Source organism: Vibrio sp. OPT20 (assembly GCF_963889365.1).
In the GTDB taxonomy this organism is placed as follows: Bacteria; Pseudomonadota; Gammaproteobacteria; order Enterobacterales; family Vibrionaceae; genus Vibrio; species Vibrio splendidus.
In genome coordinates this window covers 130,219-150,901 of record NZ_CAWPOA010000001.1, presented here as the reverse complement: position 1 = coordinate 150,901, position 20,683 = coordinate 130,219, and the positions used below count along the sequence as shown (strand labels likewise).

The 20,683-nt window shown below is 44.9% G+C and carries 17 protein-coding genes; 9 read left to right on the top strand and 8 right to left on the bottom strand.

Annotated elements, in window-relative coordinates; translation table 11 throughout:
* Positions 1-95 precede the first annotated feature (95 nt).
* Positions 96-404 carry a transcriptional regulator BolA gene (gene bolA / locus AACR09_RS00665; RefSeq protein ID WP_017079929.1) on the bottom strand — a complete coding sequence of 103 codons (309 nt, stop codon included), beginning with the start codon at positions 402-404 and terminating at the stop codon, positions 96-98.
* Positions 405-579: 175 nt separating this feature from the next.
* Between bolA and AACR09_RS00660 the strand changes: the two genes are divergently transcribed.
* From AACR09_RS00660 to AACR09_RS00645, 4 genes are all read left to right on the top strand, one after another.
* On the top strand, positions 580-1,731 hold the full coding sequence (locus AACR09_RS00660) for a methyltransferase (protein WP_193835881.1): 1,152 nt from the start codon (positions 580-582) through the stop codon (positions 1,729-1,731).
* A gap of 66 nt (positions 1,732-1,797) precedes the next feature.
* Complete coding sequence (locus tag AACR09_RS00655; protein ID WP_004735204.1) at positions 1,798-2,367, top strand: YajG family lipoprotein; 570 nt, start codon at positions 1,798-1,800, stop codon at positions 2,365-2,367.
* Positions 2,367-2,915, top strand: coding sequence for a peptidylprolyl isomerase (locus AACR09_RS00650; protein ID WP_017092170.1), 549 nt, complete (start codon positions 2,367-2,369; stop codon positions 2,913-2,915). The genes AACR09_RS00655 and AACR09_RS00650 overlap by 1 nt, the downstream gene beginning before the upstream one ends.
* A 54-nt stretch (positions 2,916-2,969) precedes the next feature.
* On the top strand, positions 2,970-4,328 hold the full coding sequence (locus tag AACR09_RS00645) for an AmpG family muropeptide MFS transporter (protein ID WP_017079927.1): 1,359 nt from the start codon (positions 2,970-2,972) through the stop codon (positions 4,326-4,328).
* A 76-nt stretch (positions 4,329-4,404) separates the two neighbouring features.
* Here AACR09_RS00645 and AACR09_RS00640 read toward each other — a convergent pair whose 3' ends face one another.
* Positions 4,405-5,751, bottom strand: coding sequence for a DUF4397 domain-containing protein (locus AACR09_RS00640; RefSeq protein ID WP_193835880.1), 1,347 nt, complete (start codon positions 5,749-5,751; stop codon positions 4,405-4,407).
* A 513-nt stretch (positions 5,752-6,264) separates the two neighbouring features.
* Here AACR09_RS00640 and AACR09_RS00635 point away from each other — a divergent pair.
* From AACR09_RS00635 to csdA, 3 genes are all read left to right on the top strand, one after another.
* Positions 6,265-7,191, top strand: coding sequence for a nucleoside-specific channel-forming Tsx family protein (locus AACR09_RS00635; RefSeq protein ID WP_372209771.1), 927 nt, complete (start codon positions 6,265-6,267; stop codon positions 7,189-7,191).
* Positions 7,192-7,301: 110 nt separating this feature from the next.
* Positions 7,302-8,195, top strand: coding sequence for a 2-dehydropantoate 2-reductase (gene panE / locus AACR09_RS00630; RefSeq protein WP_193835879.1), 894 nt, complete (start codon positions 7,302-7,304; stop codon positions 8,193-8,195).
* An 87-nt stretch (positions 8,196-8,282) separates the two neighbouring features.
* Positions 8,283-9,494, top strand: coding sequence for a cysteine desulfurase CsdA (gene csdA, locus AACR09_RS00625; protein WP_193835878.1), 1,212 nt, complete (start codon positions 8,283-8,285; stop codon positions 9,492-9,494).
* A 69-nt stretch (positions 9,495-9,563) separates the two neighbouring features.
* On the opposite strand, the gene csdE is transcribed toward csdA, so the two are convergent.
* The 4 genes from csdE to AACR09_RS00605 all read right to left on the bottom strand — a co-directional run bounded on the left by csdE (position 9,564) and on the right by AACR09_RS00605 (position 12,656).
* The gene (gene csdE, locus AACR09_RS00620; RefSeq protein WP_017087709.1) at positions 9,564-9,992 is read right to left on the bottom strand and encodes a cysteine desulfurase sulfur acceptor subunit CsdE; all 429 of its coding nucleotides are present in this window, start codon (positions 9,990-9,992) and stop codon (positions 9,564-9,566) included.
* 73 nt (positions 9,993-10,065) lie between these two features.
* Positions 10,066-10,875, bottom strand: coding sequence for a tRNA cyclic N6-threonylcarbamoyladenosine(37) synthase TcdA (gene tcdA, locus AACR09_RS00615; RefSeq protein ID WP_193835877.1), 810 nt, complete (start codon positions 10,873-10,875; stop codon positions 10,066-10,068).
* A gap of 113 nt (positions 10,876-10,988) precedes the next feature.
* Positions 10,989-12,101: a murein transglycosylase A gene (gene mltA / locus AACR09_RS00610; protein WP_017093429.1), complete on the bottom strand. Its 1,113-nt coding sequence runs from the start codon at positions 12,099-12,101 to the stop codon at positions 10,989-10,991.
* An 81-nt stretch (positions 12,102-12,182) separates the two neighbouring features.
* Positions 12,183-12,656 (bottom strand): DUF2850 domain-containing protein, encoded by a 474-nt coding sequence (locus AACR09_RS00605; protein ID WP_108086533.1) that lies wholly within the window; start codon positions 12,654-12,656, stop codon positions 12,183-12,185.
* A gap of 163 nt (positions 12,657-12,819) precedes the next feature.
* Here AACR09_RS00605 and argA point away from each other — a divergent pair, with 163 nt between their 5' ends.
* Complete coding sequence (gene argA, locus AACR09_RS00600; RefSeq protein ID WP_193835876.1) at positions 12,820-14,157, top strand: amino-acid N-acetyltransferase; 1,338 nt, start codon at positions 12,820-12,822, stop codon at positions 14,155-14,157.
* Between the two features lie 283 nt (positions 14,158-14,440).
* Positions 14,441-14,632 (top strand): hypothetical protein, encoded by a 192-nt coding sequence (locus AACR09_RS00595; protein WP_004735192.1) that lies wholly within the window; start codon positions 14,441-14,443, stop codon positions 14,630-14,632.
* Positions 14,633-14,713: 81 nt separating this feature from the next.
* Here AACR09_RS00595 and recD read toward each other — a convergent pair whose 3' ends face one another.
* Complete coding sequence (gene recD, locus AACR09_RS00590) at positions 14,714-16,939, bottom strand: exodeoxyribonuclease V subunit alpha (protein ID WP_193835875.1); 2,226 nt, start codon at positions 16,937-16,939, stop codon at positions 14,714-14,716.
* Positions 16,939-20,613: an exodeoxyribonuclease V subunit beta gene (recB, locus tag AACR09_RS00585; RefSeq protein WP_193835874.1), complete on the bottom strand. Its 3,675-nt coding sequence runs from the start codon at positions 20,611-20,613 to the stop codon at positions 16,939-16,941. Before recB ends, recD begins: the two co-directional genes overlap by 1 nt.
* Positions 20,614-20,683 lie beyond the last annotated feature (70 nt).

Sequence of the window (20,683 nt, the reverse complement as noted above, 5' to 3'; positions counted from 1 at the left end):
CTTACCATCAGCTTGAGTGATATAACAACAGAAAACAGATAGATTTTGAGACAAAAGAGGCGGTCTAGCCGCCTCTTCTATATGGGTTAATTATCTTACTTACCACCACCCATACACATCGGGCTATCTGGCACGTTATTTAGCTGCTTCATCCATTCATCTTTTGTATAAGTGTGAATGGATAGTGCGTGAATATTGTTCGCTAACTCTTCTGATAGTGCTTTATTTACCGCTCTATGACGAGCAATAAGACGCAAACCTTCAAACACATCGCTGACAACAATCACTTTAAAATGACTCTCAGAACCAGCCGGAACATTGTGCATATAGCTCTCATTCACCACGTTTAAATGACTTGGTGAAAACTCATTGTGCAATTTTGTTTCGATAACTTCTTGGATCATTGTGATTCCTTAAATAGCGTATTGGCATTATCTGTCGCTCCAGTATAAACCCTAACTAACCGACTGTCTGAGTATTTCATCGCTGACTCGAGGGGTTTAGTCGAGTTTTTTATATCTTGTTCAGGCTGCATTTGAGACAATATCTTTGTTATTTCTTACATAAGTATCTCAAGCAATGAAAACTGAACTTACCCTTCACGATAGAACTTTAACCCTAAATCGTTTCCCCAACCGTTCAAATGAAACCCTTCAAGCTTGGGATGCCGGCGACGAATATCTGATTAGCCATGTTGAAGAGATGAATCTTGAACCTGGTAAACACATCCTGATCATGAACGACAGTTTTGGTGCCCTATCCGCTTGGTTCTCCAAAGATCATGACGTGACCATGATGAGTGACTCTTTCATTTCTCATCGCGGAACGCTAAAAAACTTACAGCGCAATCAAAGTAACCGAGTGAACTTCTTGAACACGATGGATGATATCCCACACGGTATCGACCTTGTGATCATGCAATTGCCAAAAACCAACCGCCACCTAATATGGCAATTGAGCCAGTTGCGCCAAGCATTGTCTGAAGGCTGCCAAGTGATTGGTGTGAATAAAGTAAAAGAGATTCACACTTCAACACTGAACCTGTTTGAAAAATATCTCGGTGAAACCAAAACCTCTCTGGCTAAGAAAAAGCACCGCCTTGTGTTCTCTTCTCCAAACTGCCAACCGATTCAAACAGTAGAGCCTTATGTTGAATGGGACGTAGACGGTGAAGATATCCGCCTGAAAAATTTACCAAATGTTTACTCAGGGGAAGCACTCGATCAAGGCGCTCGTTATATGCTAGAGCACATCCCTCAAGATCCTGAACTACGTCATATCATCGACTTAGGCTGTGGCAACGGTGTATTGAGTGTAAAAGCAGGGCAATTGAACCCACAAGCTCGTATCACCTGTGTGGATGAAAGCTTTATGGCGGTGGAATCGGCGCGCCAAAACGTCAAGGATAACCTTGGTAAAGAAGGCAACTTCCAGTTCATCGCCAACAACTGTTTAGATGGCTTCAAGAAGAACAGCACTTACTTAGTTATGTGTAATCCTCCGTTCCACCAGCAACAAGCGATTACAGACCACATTGCATGGCAAATGTTCTGTGATGCAAAGCATGTTCTTAGCAACGGAGGCAAATTAATTGTTATTGGCAACCGACACCTCGGATACGATGTCAAACTAGCAAGACTATTTGGTGAAGCTAACGTTGAAACGCTTGAACTAAACCAAAAATTTGAGATATTACAAGCAACAAGAGAGCCTGCGAATTTTAATAAATAAGCAGAAACGACTTCACAAGAATTTAAGATACCGAGCTTCTGGTGTGAATTTAGAAAGGATAAAGGAATGAAAAAACTGATTTTGGCTGCTTCTATTATGGCATTGACAGCATGTTCTGCCCCTCAGCAAGAACAGATCAATGTAATGCCAGAAGCTTCACTAAGCTCAAGCAACCTTGTACAAGGCAAAACATACACACTAACCAGTAAAGATGTTCGTGCCGCTCAATATGTAGCCTTGGTTGATAGTGGCCGTTCAAACATTCAGCCAATTCACGCTAAACAAAACATGCGTATTTCGCTAGAGAACGCAGTAGCTCAACAGTTAGAGTCTCAAGGTTTCCGAGCAAGCGTAAACAGTGAAAACTCAATTGTTTTAGAGATTCAAGAAGCACTTGTTACCGTAGAACACACCATTATGGAAAACAAAATGGACGGTAAAGTAACGCTTGAAGTAACGGCCGAGACACCTGAAGGTAAGCTCGTTAAAACATTCAACGGTACCGCAACTCGTACTGGAGCGCTAAGTGCTTCAAACGACGACATCTCAATGGTTCTTAACGATGTGATCAACTTGGTTCTTACTGAAATTGCGAACGACCCTGAACTACAAAACTACATGAAGGAACGTTTCTAATGAGCCGTATTCTAACTTCTATTGCATTAATGCTGGTGAGCGTGAGCGTTTGGGCAGGCCCTAAAGTGAACGTTGAAACAACATTAGGTGACTTCACGATTGAGCTAAACCAAGAGCAAGCTCCGGTTAGTACTGAAAACTTCCTAAAATACGTAGCTGACGGCAGCTACGAAGGCACTATCTTCCACCGTGTTATTCCTGGCTTTATGGCGCAAGGTGGCGGCTTCGATCAAGACATGAATCAACAAGCGACTTATGCCCCAATCAAAAATGAAGGCAGTAACGGTCTAAAGAATGATACAGCAACGATCGCAATGGCTCGCACTAACGCGCCAGACTCTGCAACTCGTCAGTTCTTTATCAACTTTTCGGATAACGACTTCTTGAATGCAAAAGGTGGTAACCCGGGCTACGCTGTTTTTGGCACGGTAACTGAAGGGTTTGATGTCGTACAAAAGATGGCAACCATTCCAACTAAGCGAATGGGCCGCATGTCAGATATCCCAACCGACCCTATCATCATCAACAAAGTAACACTTCTTAAGTAATCTCATACAGCGCCCTTAACCTCTTAAGGGCGTTTTTCTATACAAGGACGCCCCATGTCATCTGGCACTCCCTCTCTTTCTTGGATGCAGACCTTCCGTAGCTACCTAGATAAACGTCTACTTTGGGTGTTTATGTTGGGTTGTTCGAGTGGCTTTCCTTGGGTTCTTATCGGCTCTAACATGTCAGGCTGGCTAAAAGATGCAGGATTAACTCGTGCTGCTATCGGTTATTTCGGTAGTGTGTTCGCCGTCTATGCCATTAACTTTCTTTGGGCACCACTGGTAGACCGAGTCAAACTGCCGATTCTACATGCGATATTGGGCCAACGACGCAGTTGGATATTTCTATGCCAAAGCTTTGTATTGATCTGCACGCTGTTCATTGCCGGAGTTAACCCTGCCAATGACTTGATGTTCACCTCAATGCTGGCTCTCGGAATTGCGATTGCGTCTGCAACCCAAGATATAGCCATTGATGCCTTCCGTATTGATTCATTTCCTAAATCTGAATCTACCAAATTGCCGCAAGCATCCGCAATGGCAGTGATGGGATGGTGGACTGGCTACTCTCTTCCTGGTTACCTCGCATTTATCAATGCCGATACAATAGGTTGGAATGGTGTTTATTACGGCATGGCCGGTGTCGTCATCATTCTGATGCTATTCACCCTGTTTGTCGGAGAACCAACAACACAACGTGAAGCATTACAAAAAGAAGCACAACAGCGCCATAATAAAGTTGTGGGCTCTAAAGTTGTGGCCTGGCTAAGCGTTACAGTGTTGGAGCCTTTCTACGATTTCTTTAAGAGAAACGGTGTTCAAGTTGCTATTACGCTTCTGCTGTTCGTATTCCTGTTTAAGATAGGTGAGGCCTTCTTAGGCAGAATGTCGATTCCCTTCTATAAAGAGATCGGCTTTAGCAATGAACAAATCGGCCACTACTCCAAGTTAATTGGTTGGGGTGCAACCATATTTTTCACCTTGCTAGGCAGTGTCTTCAATGTGAAATTTGGTATTGTACGTGGGCTAATGATTGGCGGCGTAGCCATGGCAGCTAGCAACCTAATGTTTGCATGGATTGCTCAAGTAGGACCCAATGAAAACTTATTCCTTGCAACGATTATTGTCGATAACTTCACAACCGCCTTTTCGACAGTGGCATTCGTTTCCTTCTTAACGCTACTAACCGGGCAAGCTTTCTCGGCAACGCAATATGCCTTGCTAGCATCACTTGGAAATTTCGGTCGTACAACTCTGGCTTCATTTAGCGGTGAGCTGGTCGACTTCCTCAATGATTGGTCAACCTTCTTTATACTAACGTCGTTAATGGTGATTCCAAGTTTGATCATGCTCTACTCGTTACGCCACTTTTTCACTGATTTATTAGAAAAAGCCAAAAACAACCACGAATAAGAGTAAAAGAAAACAAAAGAGAAGAGGGTAGCCCAGTGCTACCCTCTTTTACTTTCTGCCAGCAGAGACTTAAACGCTAATCTGTTGTATCACTTACGATTAAGTTAAAACCAGTTCCCGTCGAGTCATCAATCGCGACGACTTGATAAACAACACCGTCAGCCAAAGTTGCAGGCGCAGAGTCAATGGCAACAGTAGTTGGGTCTCCTGCTACTGTAATTGTCACGTAGTAAGATCCCGCTGCAACATAAATACCATTCGCGTAATCTTTGAACTTCACATCACTTAATGCCGGAGTGCTACCAGATATTCCCACGTTCTCAGTCAAGTAGATATCAACCGATGCTGCAACTGGGTTTGCCGCAGCATGGGTAATGTTTAACACCGCACTGGTCGCAACCGGGCGACGGTTTTCAGGGACAACGAGTGGTTCCAAATTGAGTGGACTTACCATACCCACGGCATAAATGCTGTAATCCATCCCAGCAAATACAGCTAAACCATCAACATCGATAAATGTTGGAGTCGTCGTTGCAGTTTCGTAAATATCAATATCGTAGCTACCTGCAGCCAAGTCTAGGAAGCCGCGAATCTCTTTAAACATCAGAGCATCAAGAGGAGCAAACTTAGTAGAGTTAACGAACACATCGACATCAGGTGCACCATCAACCAAATGCCCCACTCTCACTTCTGCCTTTTCTGCCATATCGTAGATTAAAGATGAACCCTGACCATCCATCACCATCAACTTCACCGGAGATGCACTGTTTGAATCAGCTCTTGGCACCGCCGCAATCGTTAGCTCGCTACCGCCAGAAAGAGTGATTTCTCCAGAGTCAAAAGCAATAGCACTACCGCTCACGGTTTCTAATCTCACTCGGTATTGCCCTTCTGGGATATTGAGTACGTCAGTAAAGTCCTTATAACCGAGAGTACCAAGCGGAGCGCCCAATGGATCATTCGGTGCCGTTACATATAAGTTCACATCCCCAACCCCTGTTGCCGCGTGAACAACTTGCACATCTAAACTTGAACTTGTTGCCGTTCCCTCAGCAGGCCTTGTAACAACTAAAGCCTCAACCGGGTTATTAGAACCATCAGCATCGCCGACCACCATTACGGTGTAATCTAGGTTACCGCTCAAATCGAATTGGCTTGGCGGAATCACAGTCGCTACTGCATCACCTGGGAGTTGGACATCGACTTGCAGAGTGGTTTGGCCTTGATCTACTGAGGCATATCCGGATGCTTGAGCATAATCGACACCGCCCCAACGAGCCTGACTATTTACTAAAACGTTAGCCAACGGGGCATCTGGCGATGCATGTACAGCTTGAAGTTGAGTTGTTGGTTCATCGTCATCATCACACCCAACAATGAACAGGGCTGATATCGTTACCGCGAGTATTGGTGAATATTTCATCGGTCTTCTCTCCAAAAAAGTTAGACCAGCTCGTCACACAAATGATTAGTCCAATAACTAACCTTTAAAAATTGTCTCAAAATCTAGTGCAGTGAACTGTCTTTGATTCTCCGTGATTCAAAAAGTATCTAGGTTCAAATTCCTAGTCACTTATCACATGAGTTGTTCATCAATTGATTCCAACATCATTACGAAGTTGGTCAAAAATAGATCAAAGACAAGATTGAAAGGAGGTTTGAATGAGTCATTTTTAAAGAGAAAACGCTTAGAAAGGAATACTGTTGATTTTGATATGCATGTCACTCTAATTAGTAGAATCGTTTGCTTAGCACAGTATTTCACCTATTTATCCACAAAATAATCGAGTTTCACAAAATCAATAGAATTAGAGGTGCATCAAGATGCATTGACACATTAAAGTTCCATCATTTAGATCGTTAGTGTGATCAAGCTCACCATAATAATTATAGTTTTCACTCTGTCTCACTTTTATTTGAGAACAAAATCGCTATTATGCTCGGCATTCGGACATACAAACACGCACGGATTAGCGGGTTACTTATTTTAAACATAGAGAGTTCCATTATGCGTAAATCACTTTTAACTCTTGGCCTACTTGCAGCAGCATCTGCTCCAGTAATGGCAGCTGACTATACTGACGGCGATACTCACAAGAACGATTACAAATGGATGCAGTTCAACCTAATGGGCGCATTCGACGAGCTACCAGGTGAATCTTCACACGACTACATTGAAATGGAGTTTGGTGGCCGTTCAGGAATTTGGGAATTATATGGTTACGTTGATTTCTTTAATGTTCTAAATAATGACAGCAGTGACAAAGCTGGTTCTGACCGTATCTTTGCAAAATTTGCACCTCGTATGTCTCTAGATGGCCTTACAGGTAAAGACCTGTCTTTTGGCCCAGTAAAAGAGCTATACATCGCGAACCAAACTGTAATCAATGGCGGCGCTGAGTACTCTTTCGAGACTACTGAATTAGACCAAGACGGTAATCCTGTAGTTAAGTCCAATGAGCCTCTATACCAAACATTCATTGGTCTTGGTTCTGATGTAGAAGTGCCATGGTTAGGTAAAGTTGGTCTAAACCTATACGGTATGTACGATCTAAACGCTAAAGACTGGAATGGTTACCAAATTTCAGCTAACTGGTTCAAACCATTCTACTTCTTCGAAAATGGTTCATTTGTATCTTACCAAGGTTACATTGATTACCAATTTGGTGTTAACGATGATTTCGCTGCATTGAACTCTTCTCATGGTGGTCAAATGTACAACGGTCTTTACTGGCATAGCGATCGTTTTGCTCTAGGTTACGGTCTAAAAGCTTACAACGACGTATACGGCCTTAAAGATGGCGGTTTAGCTGGCAAAACTTCTGGCTTTGCTCATTACGTAGCAGCTACTTACAAGTTCTAATCGAACTTCTAAGAAAGTTTCCTAAATGGCACCCTCGGGTGCCATTTTTTATTGCTTTCATTTAATGCCTCGCTATCCTTGCAGCATCACTTTCTTATCTCGGTATTGCTGTGAACATCACTATTGTTGGGCCAGGGGCCATCGGCTCTTTATGGGCAATAAAACTACTTCAAGCTGGTCATAATGTGTCGTTGTGGAGTCGTTCCACTGATAACTCAATTGACTTATCACTTGATGGACAAGCTTCCCTTTCCTTCAGTAACAACAATATCGAAAAGCTATCAGCGAGTGACTTGGTTATTTTCACGGTCAAAGCTTGGCAAGTGGCAGAAGCCACTACTCCGTTACTTCAACATCTCGATCCCGACACCATTCTCATGTTCATGCATAACGGAATGGGCGCGGTTGATGAGATAGCTACTCAAATTGATGCTTACCCAATAATATTGGCGACGACTACTCAAGCTGCATTCAAACCCGACCGCAATAATGTATCTCACACAGGAATCGGACAAACCCAGTTGGGTGCTTTCAACCAAACTGGCCAACAGTGTACGTTTTTAGTTGATGTCTTAGATGATGCTCTCCCTGCTGTGCGTTGGAACCCACAAATAGAAACCGCACTTTGGACTAAGCTCGCCATCAATTGTGCGATCAACCCACTCACGGGCCTTGAACAGATCAAGAATGGCGAACTTGCAGATAAAAGGTTTGAGGATATTTTGAGTTCTATCGTTAAAGAGCTCACGCAGGTTATGCAAGCCGAAGGGATCGTTTGTTCATTCGATGAATTAGAAGCAAGCGTCAAACAGGTTATCCAAGCCACGGCGCAGAACAACTCATCCATGAAGCAGGATATGTTTTACCAGCGCAAGACCGAGATCGACTTCATTAACGGCTACCTTATTAAGACTGCACTCAAGCATCATATAGACGTTCCCGTTACCCAAAGACTGTTCGCTCAAGTCAAAGAGCAAGAAAATCGCTGGAATCATCAAGATTAGTCAGCAACGGTTAACAAGTCGCGATAAAATAACAATACCGCTAAGCACAACGCTAGCACCAATTCCCAAGATTTTAGGTAAGAATAGATGCTTGATATCAATCACATCCGAGAGCAGTTTCCTGCGCTATCACAAATCATCAATCAACAGCCGTTGATTTATTTAGACAGCGCGGCAACGACACAAAAACCTCAGGTGGTTATTGATGCCATTAGCCAATATTACTCCAAACAAAATGCCAATGTTCACCGTGGTAGTCATAGCTTAACAGCGAACGCGACCAGTCAGTTTGAAGCGGCAAGAGATAAGGTCGCTCAGTTTATTGGTGCAAGATCTTCAAAAGAGATCATTTGGACTCGCGGTGCCACCGAAGCACTTAACCTGATCGCTCAAACCTACGCAAGAAGTACCCTTCAGCCTGGCGATGAGATCTTGGTTAGCGAAATGGAGCATCACGCCAACATTGTGCCTTGGCAAATTGTTGCAGAACAAACCGGCGCTAAAGTCGTTAAAGTACCGATGACATCGGATTGCGAATTTGACCCCACAGCGTTTGATGCACTTTTAAATGAACAAACCAAGATTGTTGCATTAGCTCAGATAACCAACGTAACGGGTTCTCGTCAGCCGATTGAAGCCGTCATCAAGAAAGCACACAAGATGAATGCGGTTGTGGTGGTTGATGGCGCGCAAGGGATCGTTCATGAGCCTATTGATGTTGCTGCTTTAGGTGCGGATTTCTACGTATTCTCTGGGCACAAACTCTATGCCCCTGCGGGTATCGGTGTACTTTACGGCAAGCTTGAATTGCTCGAAGCGATGCCACCTTGGCACGGTGGTGGCAAAATGGTTGATCGCGTCTCTTTTTCTGGCACTACTTTTTCACAGCTGCCTGGGAAGTTTGAAGCGGGTACGCCAAATGTGGCCGGCGCGATTGCATTAAGCACCGCGATAGAATGGTTGAGTGGTTTTACACAGCAAGATGTCGAAAATCATATCCACCAGCTTCAGCACGAAACCTACCGTGCACTCAGTAAACTGGATGATATTCAGGTTTTGGGGTATCAGCCCAACGCAAGCGTGATTACTTTTGTGATGGATGGTGTTCACCATCAAGATATAGCGACCCTACTGGATAAGCAAGGTGTTGCAGTGCGTGCAGGACATCATTGTGCTCATCCATTAATGGATGCGCTTAATGTGAAAGGCACGGTTCGAATTTCATTTGGTATTTACAACAACATGGATGATGTTGAAAAGCTCGTAGCGGCGATAGAAAAAGCCGTTGATATGCTTTAGGGAGTGGCGAGATTATTTAGGGTTGCCGTTTAGCGTCAACCCTTTTCTTTTCTGTGTATCTAAGAGATATTAAGCACTTAGCTCTTGGATTTGAGCAACGATCGCTTTTAATCCATTACCGCGAGATGGGCTAAGGTGGGTAATTAAACCGATTTGTTCAAAGTAACCATCAATATCGAACGCTTGAACCTGCTCTGATGTTTTTCCATCATACGCAGCCATCACTAATGCAATCAGACCACGCACGATACGAGCATCAGAATCAGCACAAAAATACCAAACACCGTCGATGTTCTGAGAAACTAGCCAGACTTGGCTTTCACAACCAGAAACTACAACCTGCTCACTCTTCAGCTCATCAGGCATGCTAGGTAATTTCTTACCCCATTGAATCACTTGGCGATAACGATCTTCCCAGCCGCTGAATGTCTGCATCTTCGCGACAATATCATCACTGGTAATTTCAGTGCCGAATGGAGAGCTTGGGAATGACATCATTTTAATATCCAATAAATTATGACTAAATGTACAGGTGACAATGGTTTAGTGTTCTCAAGCAAATAATAGAGAACTACTTAGAGTGCTTTTGAATCAGCTTTTCTACAATACGCGAAACAGCCACAAAACCAAACGTCGCGGTTACAACCGTTGCCGCACCAAAACCCGTCGCACAGTCCATGCGTTTTGGACCTTCCGCTGTTGCTTTCACAGCACATACACTGCCATCGGCTTGAGGGTATTTCAGCTGTTCAGTTGAGAACACACAATCGATACCAAACTTACGCGCAGGGTTCATAGGGAAATTATGATGACGACGAAGGGTATCTTTTAGCTTCTTCGCGAGCGGATCTTGAATCGTCTTAGTCAGATCGGCCACTTTGATTTGAGTCGGGTCGACTTGCCCACCAGCACCACCGGTGGTGATCACCTTGATTTTGTTGCTACGACAATATGCCAACAGTGAAGCCTTAGCTTTCATACTATCAATCGCATCTAACACAAAGTCGAACTCTTTCGATAGGTATTCAGCCTGATTATCAGGGCCAATAAAGTCGTCAATCAGGTTCACTTTACACTCAGGGTTAATCAGTTTGACGCGCTCGGCCATCACTTCGATTTTACTCTTACCGACGGTACCCGACATTGCGTGGATCTGACGGTTGATGTTAGTTACACACACGTCATCCATATCGATCAAAGTCAGCTCACCTAAGCCGGTACGAGCAAGCGCTTCAACAGCCCATGAACCTACACCGCCAATACCGATCACACACACGTGTGCTGCTCTAAGTATGTCGACTTCACTATTGCCATATAAGCGACGAGTGCCACCAAATCGTTGGTCATAGTTTTCTGAAGCTGGAGTGGTCAATTCACGCATTGTTGCCGCCAATTTATTTCTGAGAAAAAGAAAAGAGTGCGTTTTATACGCACTCTTGAATTAAAAGTCTAGGGGATTAGCGATTCGCTTTCAATGCCCTATTTTATTGTTGTTTACTCGACCTTTTCAGGAGGCAAAGCCCAAGGCGCTTCGGTTGCACTGCCATCTAAGCCAAGCTTCCATACACGACCAAAATGCTTGTAATGACCCGCTTCAGTTCCCGCTCTTGGCCCCATACCGTGGTAGAGATCTAAATGGTTTTGCTTAACTGCGCCACCGGTATCCAAAACCAGTAACAGTCTTAGTTGGTGCGCACCGCTCCAAGTACCATCTGCATTCAATAATGGAACCTCAGCCAGGATTGGCGTCCCCATAGGCAATATAGAGCGATCGCCCGCGACTGCCGCCATAGGTAATAAAGGAATGCCCGCGCTGCCCATTACTGATAGGTCGTCTCTCGCTTCAAAAAACACGAAAGATGGGTTTTGCTCAAGCAGCTCTTTGACTACTTCAGGATCGTTTGCCAATACCCACTCTTTGATTGCTTTCAGTGACATTTTTTCGCGTGGAACTAAGCCTCGCTCGATCAAAACACGGCCAATGCTCACGTAAGCTTTATTGTTCTTACCCGCGTATGCGAAATACTGCAACGTATCGTCATCACCGAAATGCACGAATCCACTGCCCTGCACTTCCATCATAAAGGGATCGATACGGTTCGCCGAGTAACCTAACTCAAGGCCCTGACCTTCTAATGCACCGTTGTAGATCTCTTCGCGGGTTGGACACTCTTTATCGCACTCTGGAAGTCCATAAACAGGGAAACGGTATTCTTCACTCGCTTCGTGGCGTAGCTCCATTACGGGAGAAAAGTACCCCGTGAACAAAACGTTGCCTTGCTTATCACCACCACCCAATTGAGCAGTTTGAACGCCAAAGTTAGCGAGCTCGCTTGGATCTCCACTTTGCATCGCCCACTCATTGAGTTGCTGATAAAGCGGCTCATAGATTTTAGCCATCGAAGGGGATTTAGAAACCACCATTTCAGCTTGCTCTGCAAATGCGGTGTAGTCTCTTGGTTTATTGGATTCAACCTGATCGACCTTATTTAAGGTGCGGGGAAATTCGTCATCAAGGTGTTGTTGAGCAAGATCAGTCGGTTGAGCACAGCCAAATAAGAAAGAGGCAGCGACAAGGGGAAGCCATTTTTTAATCACAAGAGTCATCCTAAAAATTCTATGCATCGAGGATGACAAAAACAGTCAGATAACACAATCGTAGATTGTAAGAGTTTACAATAAGATAACCTATCGGACTGAGTTCTCGATATGGCCTTTAAGGCGGAAGACGGGATTGTAGTGATTATCAGAATCGAGCACCATTTCTGTGTTGTCAGAATTGGTCATGCGGAAGCGATAGGTTTTATCACCCGCTTTATATTCGAAGTAGTTACCATCAAAGTCAAAACTCGTCGAAACAACAGACCCACGCACTGACACGCCATTAGTATTTAGTCGAAATTCGTCTGTCGCATAATGTGCAACGTCCTGCTCTACCCACGTACCGTATATCAGATTGTCGGGCGTTGCCGCATCTTGTACTCGGGAAAGCACATCACCGAACAAGGAAACCACAGCAAACGATCCCACCAAAGCTAAAACCATTAAACAGCGTTCAATAATCTTACGCTTCAACTTAGATTGATTGCGTTGCTCAACTTCACTGTAGAGGCCTTGGGTAATCTCATCGATTTTGTTCTTTGTTGCTGGAGCTTGTTGCATTCGGTTACGACTCATAAAGATGCTATATGCATTCTACACTGAGACAGTTTATATAATGAACCCTAGATGAGAATAGTTTGCGCTTTATTCCAAAAAAGGTGTTGTTTATATTTGAATTTAAATGCTAAATTAGCGAATAAATAAACACAAATGGACTTGTTCTGTGAAATTAAGAAGTACAGCGCTAGTAAAAGGTTTCAGACAATCAACCCCTTACGTGAACGCTCACCGTGGCAAAACCATGGTTATTATGCTTGGTGGCGAAGCCGTTGCCGATAGAAACTTTGGCAACATAATTAGCGATATAGCCTTACTCCACAGCCTTGGGGTAAAAATTGTTCTCGTTCACGGAGCAAGACCACAGATCAACCAACTATTAGCAAGGCAAGATTGCCACACGCCTTACCATAAGAATATTAGAGTTACTGACGAATATTCTTTAGGTGTCGCGATGCAGGCTGCTGGCCAACTACAACTTGCCATCACAGCTCGACTTTCAATGAGCCTAAACAACACCCCGATGGCAGGCACTCAACTCAATGTGATGAGTGGTAACTTCATTACCGCTCAGCCGCTAGGTGTCGATGATGGTACGGATTATTGCCACAGCGGGCGTATTCGTAGAATAGACATCGAAGGGATTAATCGCACACTTGACCAAGGTTCTATCGTCCTTCTTGGGCCTATTGCTAGCTCCGTGACTGGCGAAAGCTTTAATCTGCTTTCTGAAGAGGTCGCAACCCAAGTTGCTATTCGTTTAACGGCCGACAAGCTGATTGGTTTTTGCTCAGAGCAAGGGGTAACCGATGAAAGCGGTAATGTGCTCGCTGAACTCTTCCCTAAAGACGCCAAGCAAATTCTAGAACGCTTAACGGAATCTCAGAACCCTAAAGAAGATATGAGCACTGGTACATTACGCTTCTTAAAAGGTGCTATCTCTGCTTGTCGTGCTGGGGTACCTCGTTGTCATCTAATCAGCTACAAAGTGGATGGCGCATTAATCCAAGAGCTATTCTCTTTTGATGGTATTGGCACCCAAGTGGTCATGGCAAGTGCCGAGCAAGTAAGACAAGCTCAGATTGATGATATCGGGGGCATCTTTGACCTCATTCGTCCACTGGAAGAACAAGGCATCTTAGTTCGCCGTTCAAGAGAGCAGTTAGAGCAAGAGATCTATCGCTTTACCATTATCGAAAAAGACGGCCTAATTATTGGTTGCGCTGCGCTATACGCGTATCCAGAAGACCACATGGCAGAGATGGCCTGTGTTGCTATCCACCCAGACTATCGCGATGGAAACCGTGGCCAGTTACTGCTGGATTACATGCGCCACCAATCAAAATCTCGTGATATCGACCAGATCTTTGTCCTTACTACGCACAGCCTTCACTGGTTCCGTGAGCAGGGGTTTTACGAGATAGGCGTGGACGAGTTACCGATGGAAAAACAAGGGCTATACAACTATCAGAGAAACTCAAAAATCTTAGCGCTAAACGTATAAATAAAGTTTTGGAGCAAAATCTCAATTTAATGGAAAAATAATTGCAAATGTAATCGTTTACTATATTAGATTTATCAAATATGCACTTTCACTCACACGAATAATTGTATAGAATTTAGGCGCTTTATAATATTAACAAATGTTTTTATTGGAATTGCCATCTCGATAGTCATATCGAACTCATTGAGATGGTCACTGCACGGATTGCTATACCCGTTGACGGTCAGCACGCTAACCATTAGCTCTGCTCGTTAATATAAACAGCAAAAAGAGCAACATTGATATGAGAACCATTGTTTGTAACTCGCTGCAAAGTTTTTGGGATATGGCTGATAACCAATTCTTAGAAGGGCTAGACGTACACTGCGTGTTCCCTGTTAGCGAGAATCTAAAAGAGTTTATTTTGAATTGCCAAGCAAAGTACAAGATAAACCATATATCGTTTACTCGAGCGTTTTTAAGCAAAGAGTCTTAATAACGTTCAAAGCAACCAGGGATGGTTGCTTTGTGTTTATCTAGCCCTAAGTTCAAACCCTTCTCTAGCGGCCATTAACGACTAATTCGTTAAGCGACTGCCTAAACCACTCACTCGCTCTGTTTTCACCTTAATCCCACGCTTCAACACATTTGTGTCGCTGAACATCATCAGTCGTTTCTTAGCACGCGTAATCCCTGTATAGATAAGCTCTCGCGTTAAAATAGGGCTGAAGTCTGGCGGTAAGATCATTAAGGTCAGATCAAATTCACTGCCTTGAGATTTGTGTATCGTCATCGCATAAGCGGTCTCATGATCGGGGACTCGGCTTGGAAGCACGGCTTTCACACTGCCATCTGGCAACTCAAAATACACCTTCAGTCTAGGTGTGGAATTCGCACTATTTGACTCTAAAGTCGTTGAATCGGCTTCGAGCATACAGATACCAATATCACCATTGTACAAACCTAAACCATGATCATTACGCGTCACCATGACTGGTCGCCCGTGATACCACAATTCATCGTTGTGCGGATTCACCAAACGTCTTGCGGCAAGCGCCCTTTCGATTCTGTGGTTGAGGCCTTTAACACCAAAGTCCCCTTCACGAATAGAACACAGCAATCGACATTGGCTGAACAAATCGAGCACAGATTTCGCTCGCGCTTCTTGGGTTTCTAGCTCTTCCAACGGCACATTCATTCGGTTGAGATACGCACCATACTCGTTAACCAAGGTACGCAGCATCAAATTATAGCTGTCCCTCGACAGGGGATGATTTTCGATATCGCCAAATCCTTTAGCAAAGACTTGATCTACTTGATTCGCAGAGCCGTTGTTGATTGCTTTTGCCAACTGCCCGATACCTGAGCGCGCATCGAAACGATAACTCTTCTGCAGCATACACAAGCTGTCTGCAATCGCAGGCGGATTCACCGCTCCAGCTTTGTCTTGTATTGGTTTAGCTATCGCATCAAAGCCTGTCATCTCCGCAATCAAATTGCCTTGCGTTGTACTGTACCCTGCTGAGTTGAATGAACAGATATCACCGAGCACAGCACCTGCCTCAACTGAAGCGAGTTGATCTTTATCGCCAAGCAGAATCAGCCTTGCGTGCTCAGGAAGCGCATCCACCAGCTTATACATCATCGATAAGTCGACCATCGATGCCTCATCCACCACCAGGATATCAAGGTGAAGTGGATTACGTCGGTTATGTCTAAATTCCGCTCGATTAGGAATCGCGCCGAGTAACCGATGTAAAGTACTGGATTCAGTCGGTATGTTGGCCTTTACTTCAGGTGCTAATGGTAGCTGCTCAATCGCTTTACCAATCGACTCAGTTAAACGTGCTGCCGCTTTACCTGTCGGTGCCACTAGCTTGATCGTCGGTGTTTTACCTTGGCTTAGCGATTGCTCGACCATAGCCGAAAGTAACTTAGTTACCGTGGTCGTTTTACCGGTGCCCGGTCCGCCAGAAATAACCGCAAAACGTCGACTTAACGCCACCGCTGCCGCCACTTTTTGCCAATTCAAACAAACAGATAACGGCACTAGACTATCCAGCATATCTAAATCGGTCACTTGTTTAGCTTGAACAATCGCTTGGTCGATTGCTCCCCAATCCAAAACATGTTCGTCGACAATATCTAGATGGTCACACACCAGTTGTTGGCGTAATACCTGAGACGTTTGTTGGTTTGCTTCAGCCTTGGCTAAGGCATTAAACAGAAAATGGTAACTGCGTGCGAATAACTGATTCAACGTTTCGGTTAGCGCTTTTTTCTGCTCAGAGTTGAACTCTACTGGCTTACTTAAACGGTTTAAGGTCTCAGCCAACACAACTTCGTAGTTCCAATAACGCTGTAAGTAGACACGCTGTCCATCAAACATCAGCGGCTTAACACAGTCATTGGTTGAACCTACTAGGTTTGACGATTGAAGTACCGACACCCAATCAGTACCTAATAACTTTTGATTCAATTGCAGGGCAGTTTCACCATACAACCCAAGTAACTGAGCGAGATCCGCCGTTTGTTCAGGGCCTACCGTATACTGCTGTATAAGCTGAGTACAAATATGACCCTTGCCCAACTCATGGCTCACCACCCCAGCGAGAAAACCGATCTCTTGAGAGTGACTCGTCGCTTGCTGCGCAATAAAACGGGCAAATTGATAATCCAACTGACGAATCGAACCCTTTTCTGCAAGAAACTTGAGCACATCCATTAACTGCTCAGGGATAAGTGAAACTGGCTTAACAGAGTTCGCTGTTTCTATGCTGGTATTAGTGGTCGTCGTTGTCATTATAAAAGCCCCATCTGTCCAGTTTCATTGTCATTCAATTGTGCTGAACGTCTGTCTATCACTTTACCGTCAATCAATTGATCCATTTCATCGAGCAAAGCCAGTGTTGGTTTCGCCGAGAAAACACCTTGTTGTGATTGGCCATCCATTCCTCTTAGGAACAAGTAATAAACCCCACCGAAATGTTCGTCATAACTGTAATCCGCAACGCGACTGCGTAGGAAGCGGTGCAGTGCCAGCGCATAGATTTGATATTGCAGATCGTAGCGGTGGTCGGCCATCGCCGATTTCAATGCTTCACCATGGTAGACGGCAACGTCATCACCTAGATGGTTCGATTTCCAGTCGAGTACATAGTATTTACCTTGATGCTCAAACACTAAATCGATGAAGCCTTTCAGCATGCCTTGTACAGTTTGAAAACCTAAGTCGCCGGCTTTTGCCGACAAGGGATCATGATACTGAATGGTTTGATTGAGCTCAGATGCGGCTAACACTTCGATCGGCAACAAGAATTCCATCTCGACTAAGCGTTGCGTTGAGTCTTTCTCGCTTAGTTTTAAGTTCTTACCATCCAACGCAGTGTTCAGCACCGTATCGACAAGCTGTTGCAGCACGGGTAACCACTCGAGTTCGTATTGCTCTGACTCTAATAAGTGAGTGATTACTTGCGTGTTATGCTCGCTGGTTGCTGGCTCGGTAAATTCAACATCCTCAAACAAGGTGTGCAAGAAGGTACCTGGACGAGCGCCACGAGGGAAGGTGAATATAGAACGTTCAGGTTCTATCAACTCAGACTCGTCTTGTTCATCCGCCGAATCAATATCAAAGCCAGACACCTCAATGGTCGCATCATGGCTTGCTCCGTGGCTGCCCTGTTTGACTAATCCTGAGTAACTGGTGATACGCCAAGCTCGGTCAATTGAAGCCTTGAGCTCACTGGCCTGTAAGTCGTCACTCACTTGTTCTGCTTGTACAAAAACTTGCTCGTGAGCGGTTGGTGTTTCAGACAGCAATACGCTTGAATTCTTACCCTCAATCGTTGACAGAGCTTGATGTAGCTCGGCGATGCCTTGCTCTTGTCCGTTTTGAACCAAGTAGCCCATCGCACTTAAGTGAACGCCAGTTGGCTCTTTAGTTGAACGCCCTTTACGTAACGGTGCCATGCCAATGAAACATCCATAAACAGAACGAGTCAGCGCCACGTAAATCAAACGTAAGTCTTCCGCCAATCGCTCCTTATCGGCTTGCGCTAAAGCACTGTCGCTACCGGTAATATCAAGCACTGTGGTATCTGAATCGTGGTCGTAGAACTTACCTTCACTCGCTTCACGGTAACTCGCCACAAACGGCAGGAATACTAGATCATATTCCAAACCTTTCGATTTATGAATAGTGACGATTTGAACTAAGTTTCTTTCTGATTCAAGGCGTTGAATGTCGTCGTCACTACCGCCTAAACCATTTTGTGCATCTGAGATTACTTCAGCCAGCCAACGCAACAAGCCATAGTCACTGTCGAGTTCCTGCCTTGCTTGTTGCAACAATTCGCCAATGTGCATTAAATCAGTGAGTGAGCGCTCACCATTTTCTTCTTCCAGTAAGCGTTCCGCGAGATGTCGTTTACTGATCACGCTGCGAAGCATTGGCAACACGCCGCGCTGAAGCCACAACTTACGATATTCTCTAAACTCGTTAACGACGTTTTCCCATACCACTTCATCGTTGTTGAGTTCATCCAATGATGCGGCATCCAGAGCAAACAATTCCGACGCTAAACTGGCGCGTAATGCTCGGTCATTTTCAGGTGTCAGCACCGCCTGCAACAAACGTTGAATATCTTGTGCGACCAAGCTGGTGAACACACTATCTCTGTTCGACAAATACACACTCGCAATGCCTTGTTCCGACAACGCGTTCTTAATCAGGCGACCTTCACTACCGGTTCGAACCAAGACAGCAATATCACCCGCATTCACAGCATATTGTTTTTTGCCGTTATCAAAATAGGCTTGTTGGTTTTGAGAAGCTGTCAGAATAGTTTGAATTTGACTCGCGGTCGCCTCAGCCATGGCCTTGTGATATTCGCCTTTCGGTAAGGGCTTATCTTCAGCATCTTGCAGCCAAAAGGTGAGTGCGTGCTGAGTTTCTCCGTTCATCACCCATTGGCGTTTATCGGCCGATGGACTGGCAGCAACGGGTAAGAATGGAATGTCTTGATCGTAGATAAACGGGCTATCCGAATTCATAAACACTTGGTTTACCGCGCTGACCATATCAGCACTCGAACGCCAGTTAGTCCCTAGCGTGTAGTGAGCACTAACTTGGTTTCTCGCTTTGATATAGGTAAAGATATCTGCGCCGCGGAAGCCATAGATAGCCTGCTTCGGGTCACCGATCATAAACAGACCACACTGCGGGTTATCGAGGTAGATTCGGCTAAAGATACTGTATTGCAGCGGGTCGGTATCTTGGAATTCATCGATCATCGCCACTGGGTAAAGCGTGCGAATTCTTTCCACCAGCAATGATTGCTCATCGACATCAATAGACGCAGATAACTGAGTCAACAAATCATCAAATGATAACCACTGCTTCTGTTGTTTAGCCTTGGCTAACATAGTTCGACAATGGGTAATGGCATGCGCCAGCAATGGAGCTTTCAGGTCTGCTGGAGAATTTAAGAAGTCGTCAATCGCTTCGAAAACGGCGTGCTGAGGTGCAGTGCCTTTCGGTGTTTTCTCGATTAAAGCAGCTTGTGAAAACTTCTCTAATTTATCTGGAAACTGATAATCATGAGTATCACTTTGTGCCCATGCTGTCACCGCTTCTAACCAAGTCGGCAGAGACTTCTTAGTGTAGCTGCGCTTATTCACATCCGAGCCAGCGATCAAAGCCAAGAAGTCCGCTTCAGATTCACACCACAACGCTTTAAGTTGCTTCACTTTATCTAGGTTTTGATTGTGCAGAGTTTGCAGGTCGCCCGACATTGCATCTACCGTCAATTTCAACGGAGATCCTGTCAGGTAGCGATTTACGTCAGCTAATAGCGAAGCGGGAGAACCCCAGATATTACGAACCTCGCCAGCCAGTTGAATTGGCAGCGGGTAGAACTGTTTACGCCAGTAGTCAGCAACCACTTGCGCTTTTAGGTGACTTTCATCGGTCACAAATTCATTATCAAAGCGGCTGCCAGACTCGAAGGCATTTTGAGTCAACATACGCTGACAGAAGCCGTGAATGGTGTATACCGCAGCCTCATCCATTTGTCTTTCAGCATTAAGCAGAGTTTTAGCCGCGCCAGCATGATCATCGATGGCTTGCAACAAAGGCGCAATCACTGGGTCGTCACTTTGCCCACGTGCAAACGCAATACGCGCATCATGGATTCGAGCACGGATACGATCTCGCAGCTCAGCCGTTGCCGCTTCAGTAAAGGTCACCACCAAGATTTGGTCTACGGTTAGCGGCTCATGGTGTCGAGTGGCTTCAGTCAGATCACCTTGTGGAGCGGCCGTGCCGTGCCCGAGCAGTAGGCGCAAGTACAAGCCAGCGATGGTAAATGTTTTACCCGTACCCGCTGACGCTTCAATTAAACGCGCGCCATGAAGTGGAAACGTCATGGTATCGAGTGTCTGTGGAGCGATTACCTGAACACTGCTTGTGGTCGTCATGCCTTACTGCCTTTTGATAGATGAGTCTGTTAAAAATGTGACTATTGCTATAAATGTGACCTAGCGTGGA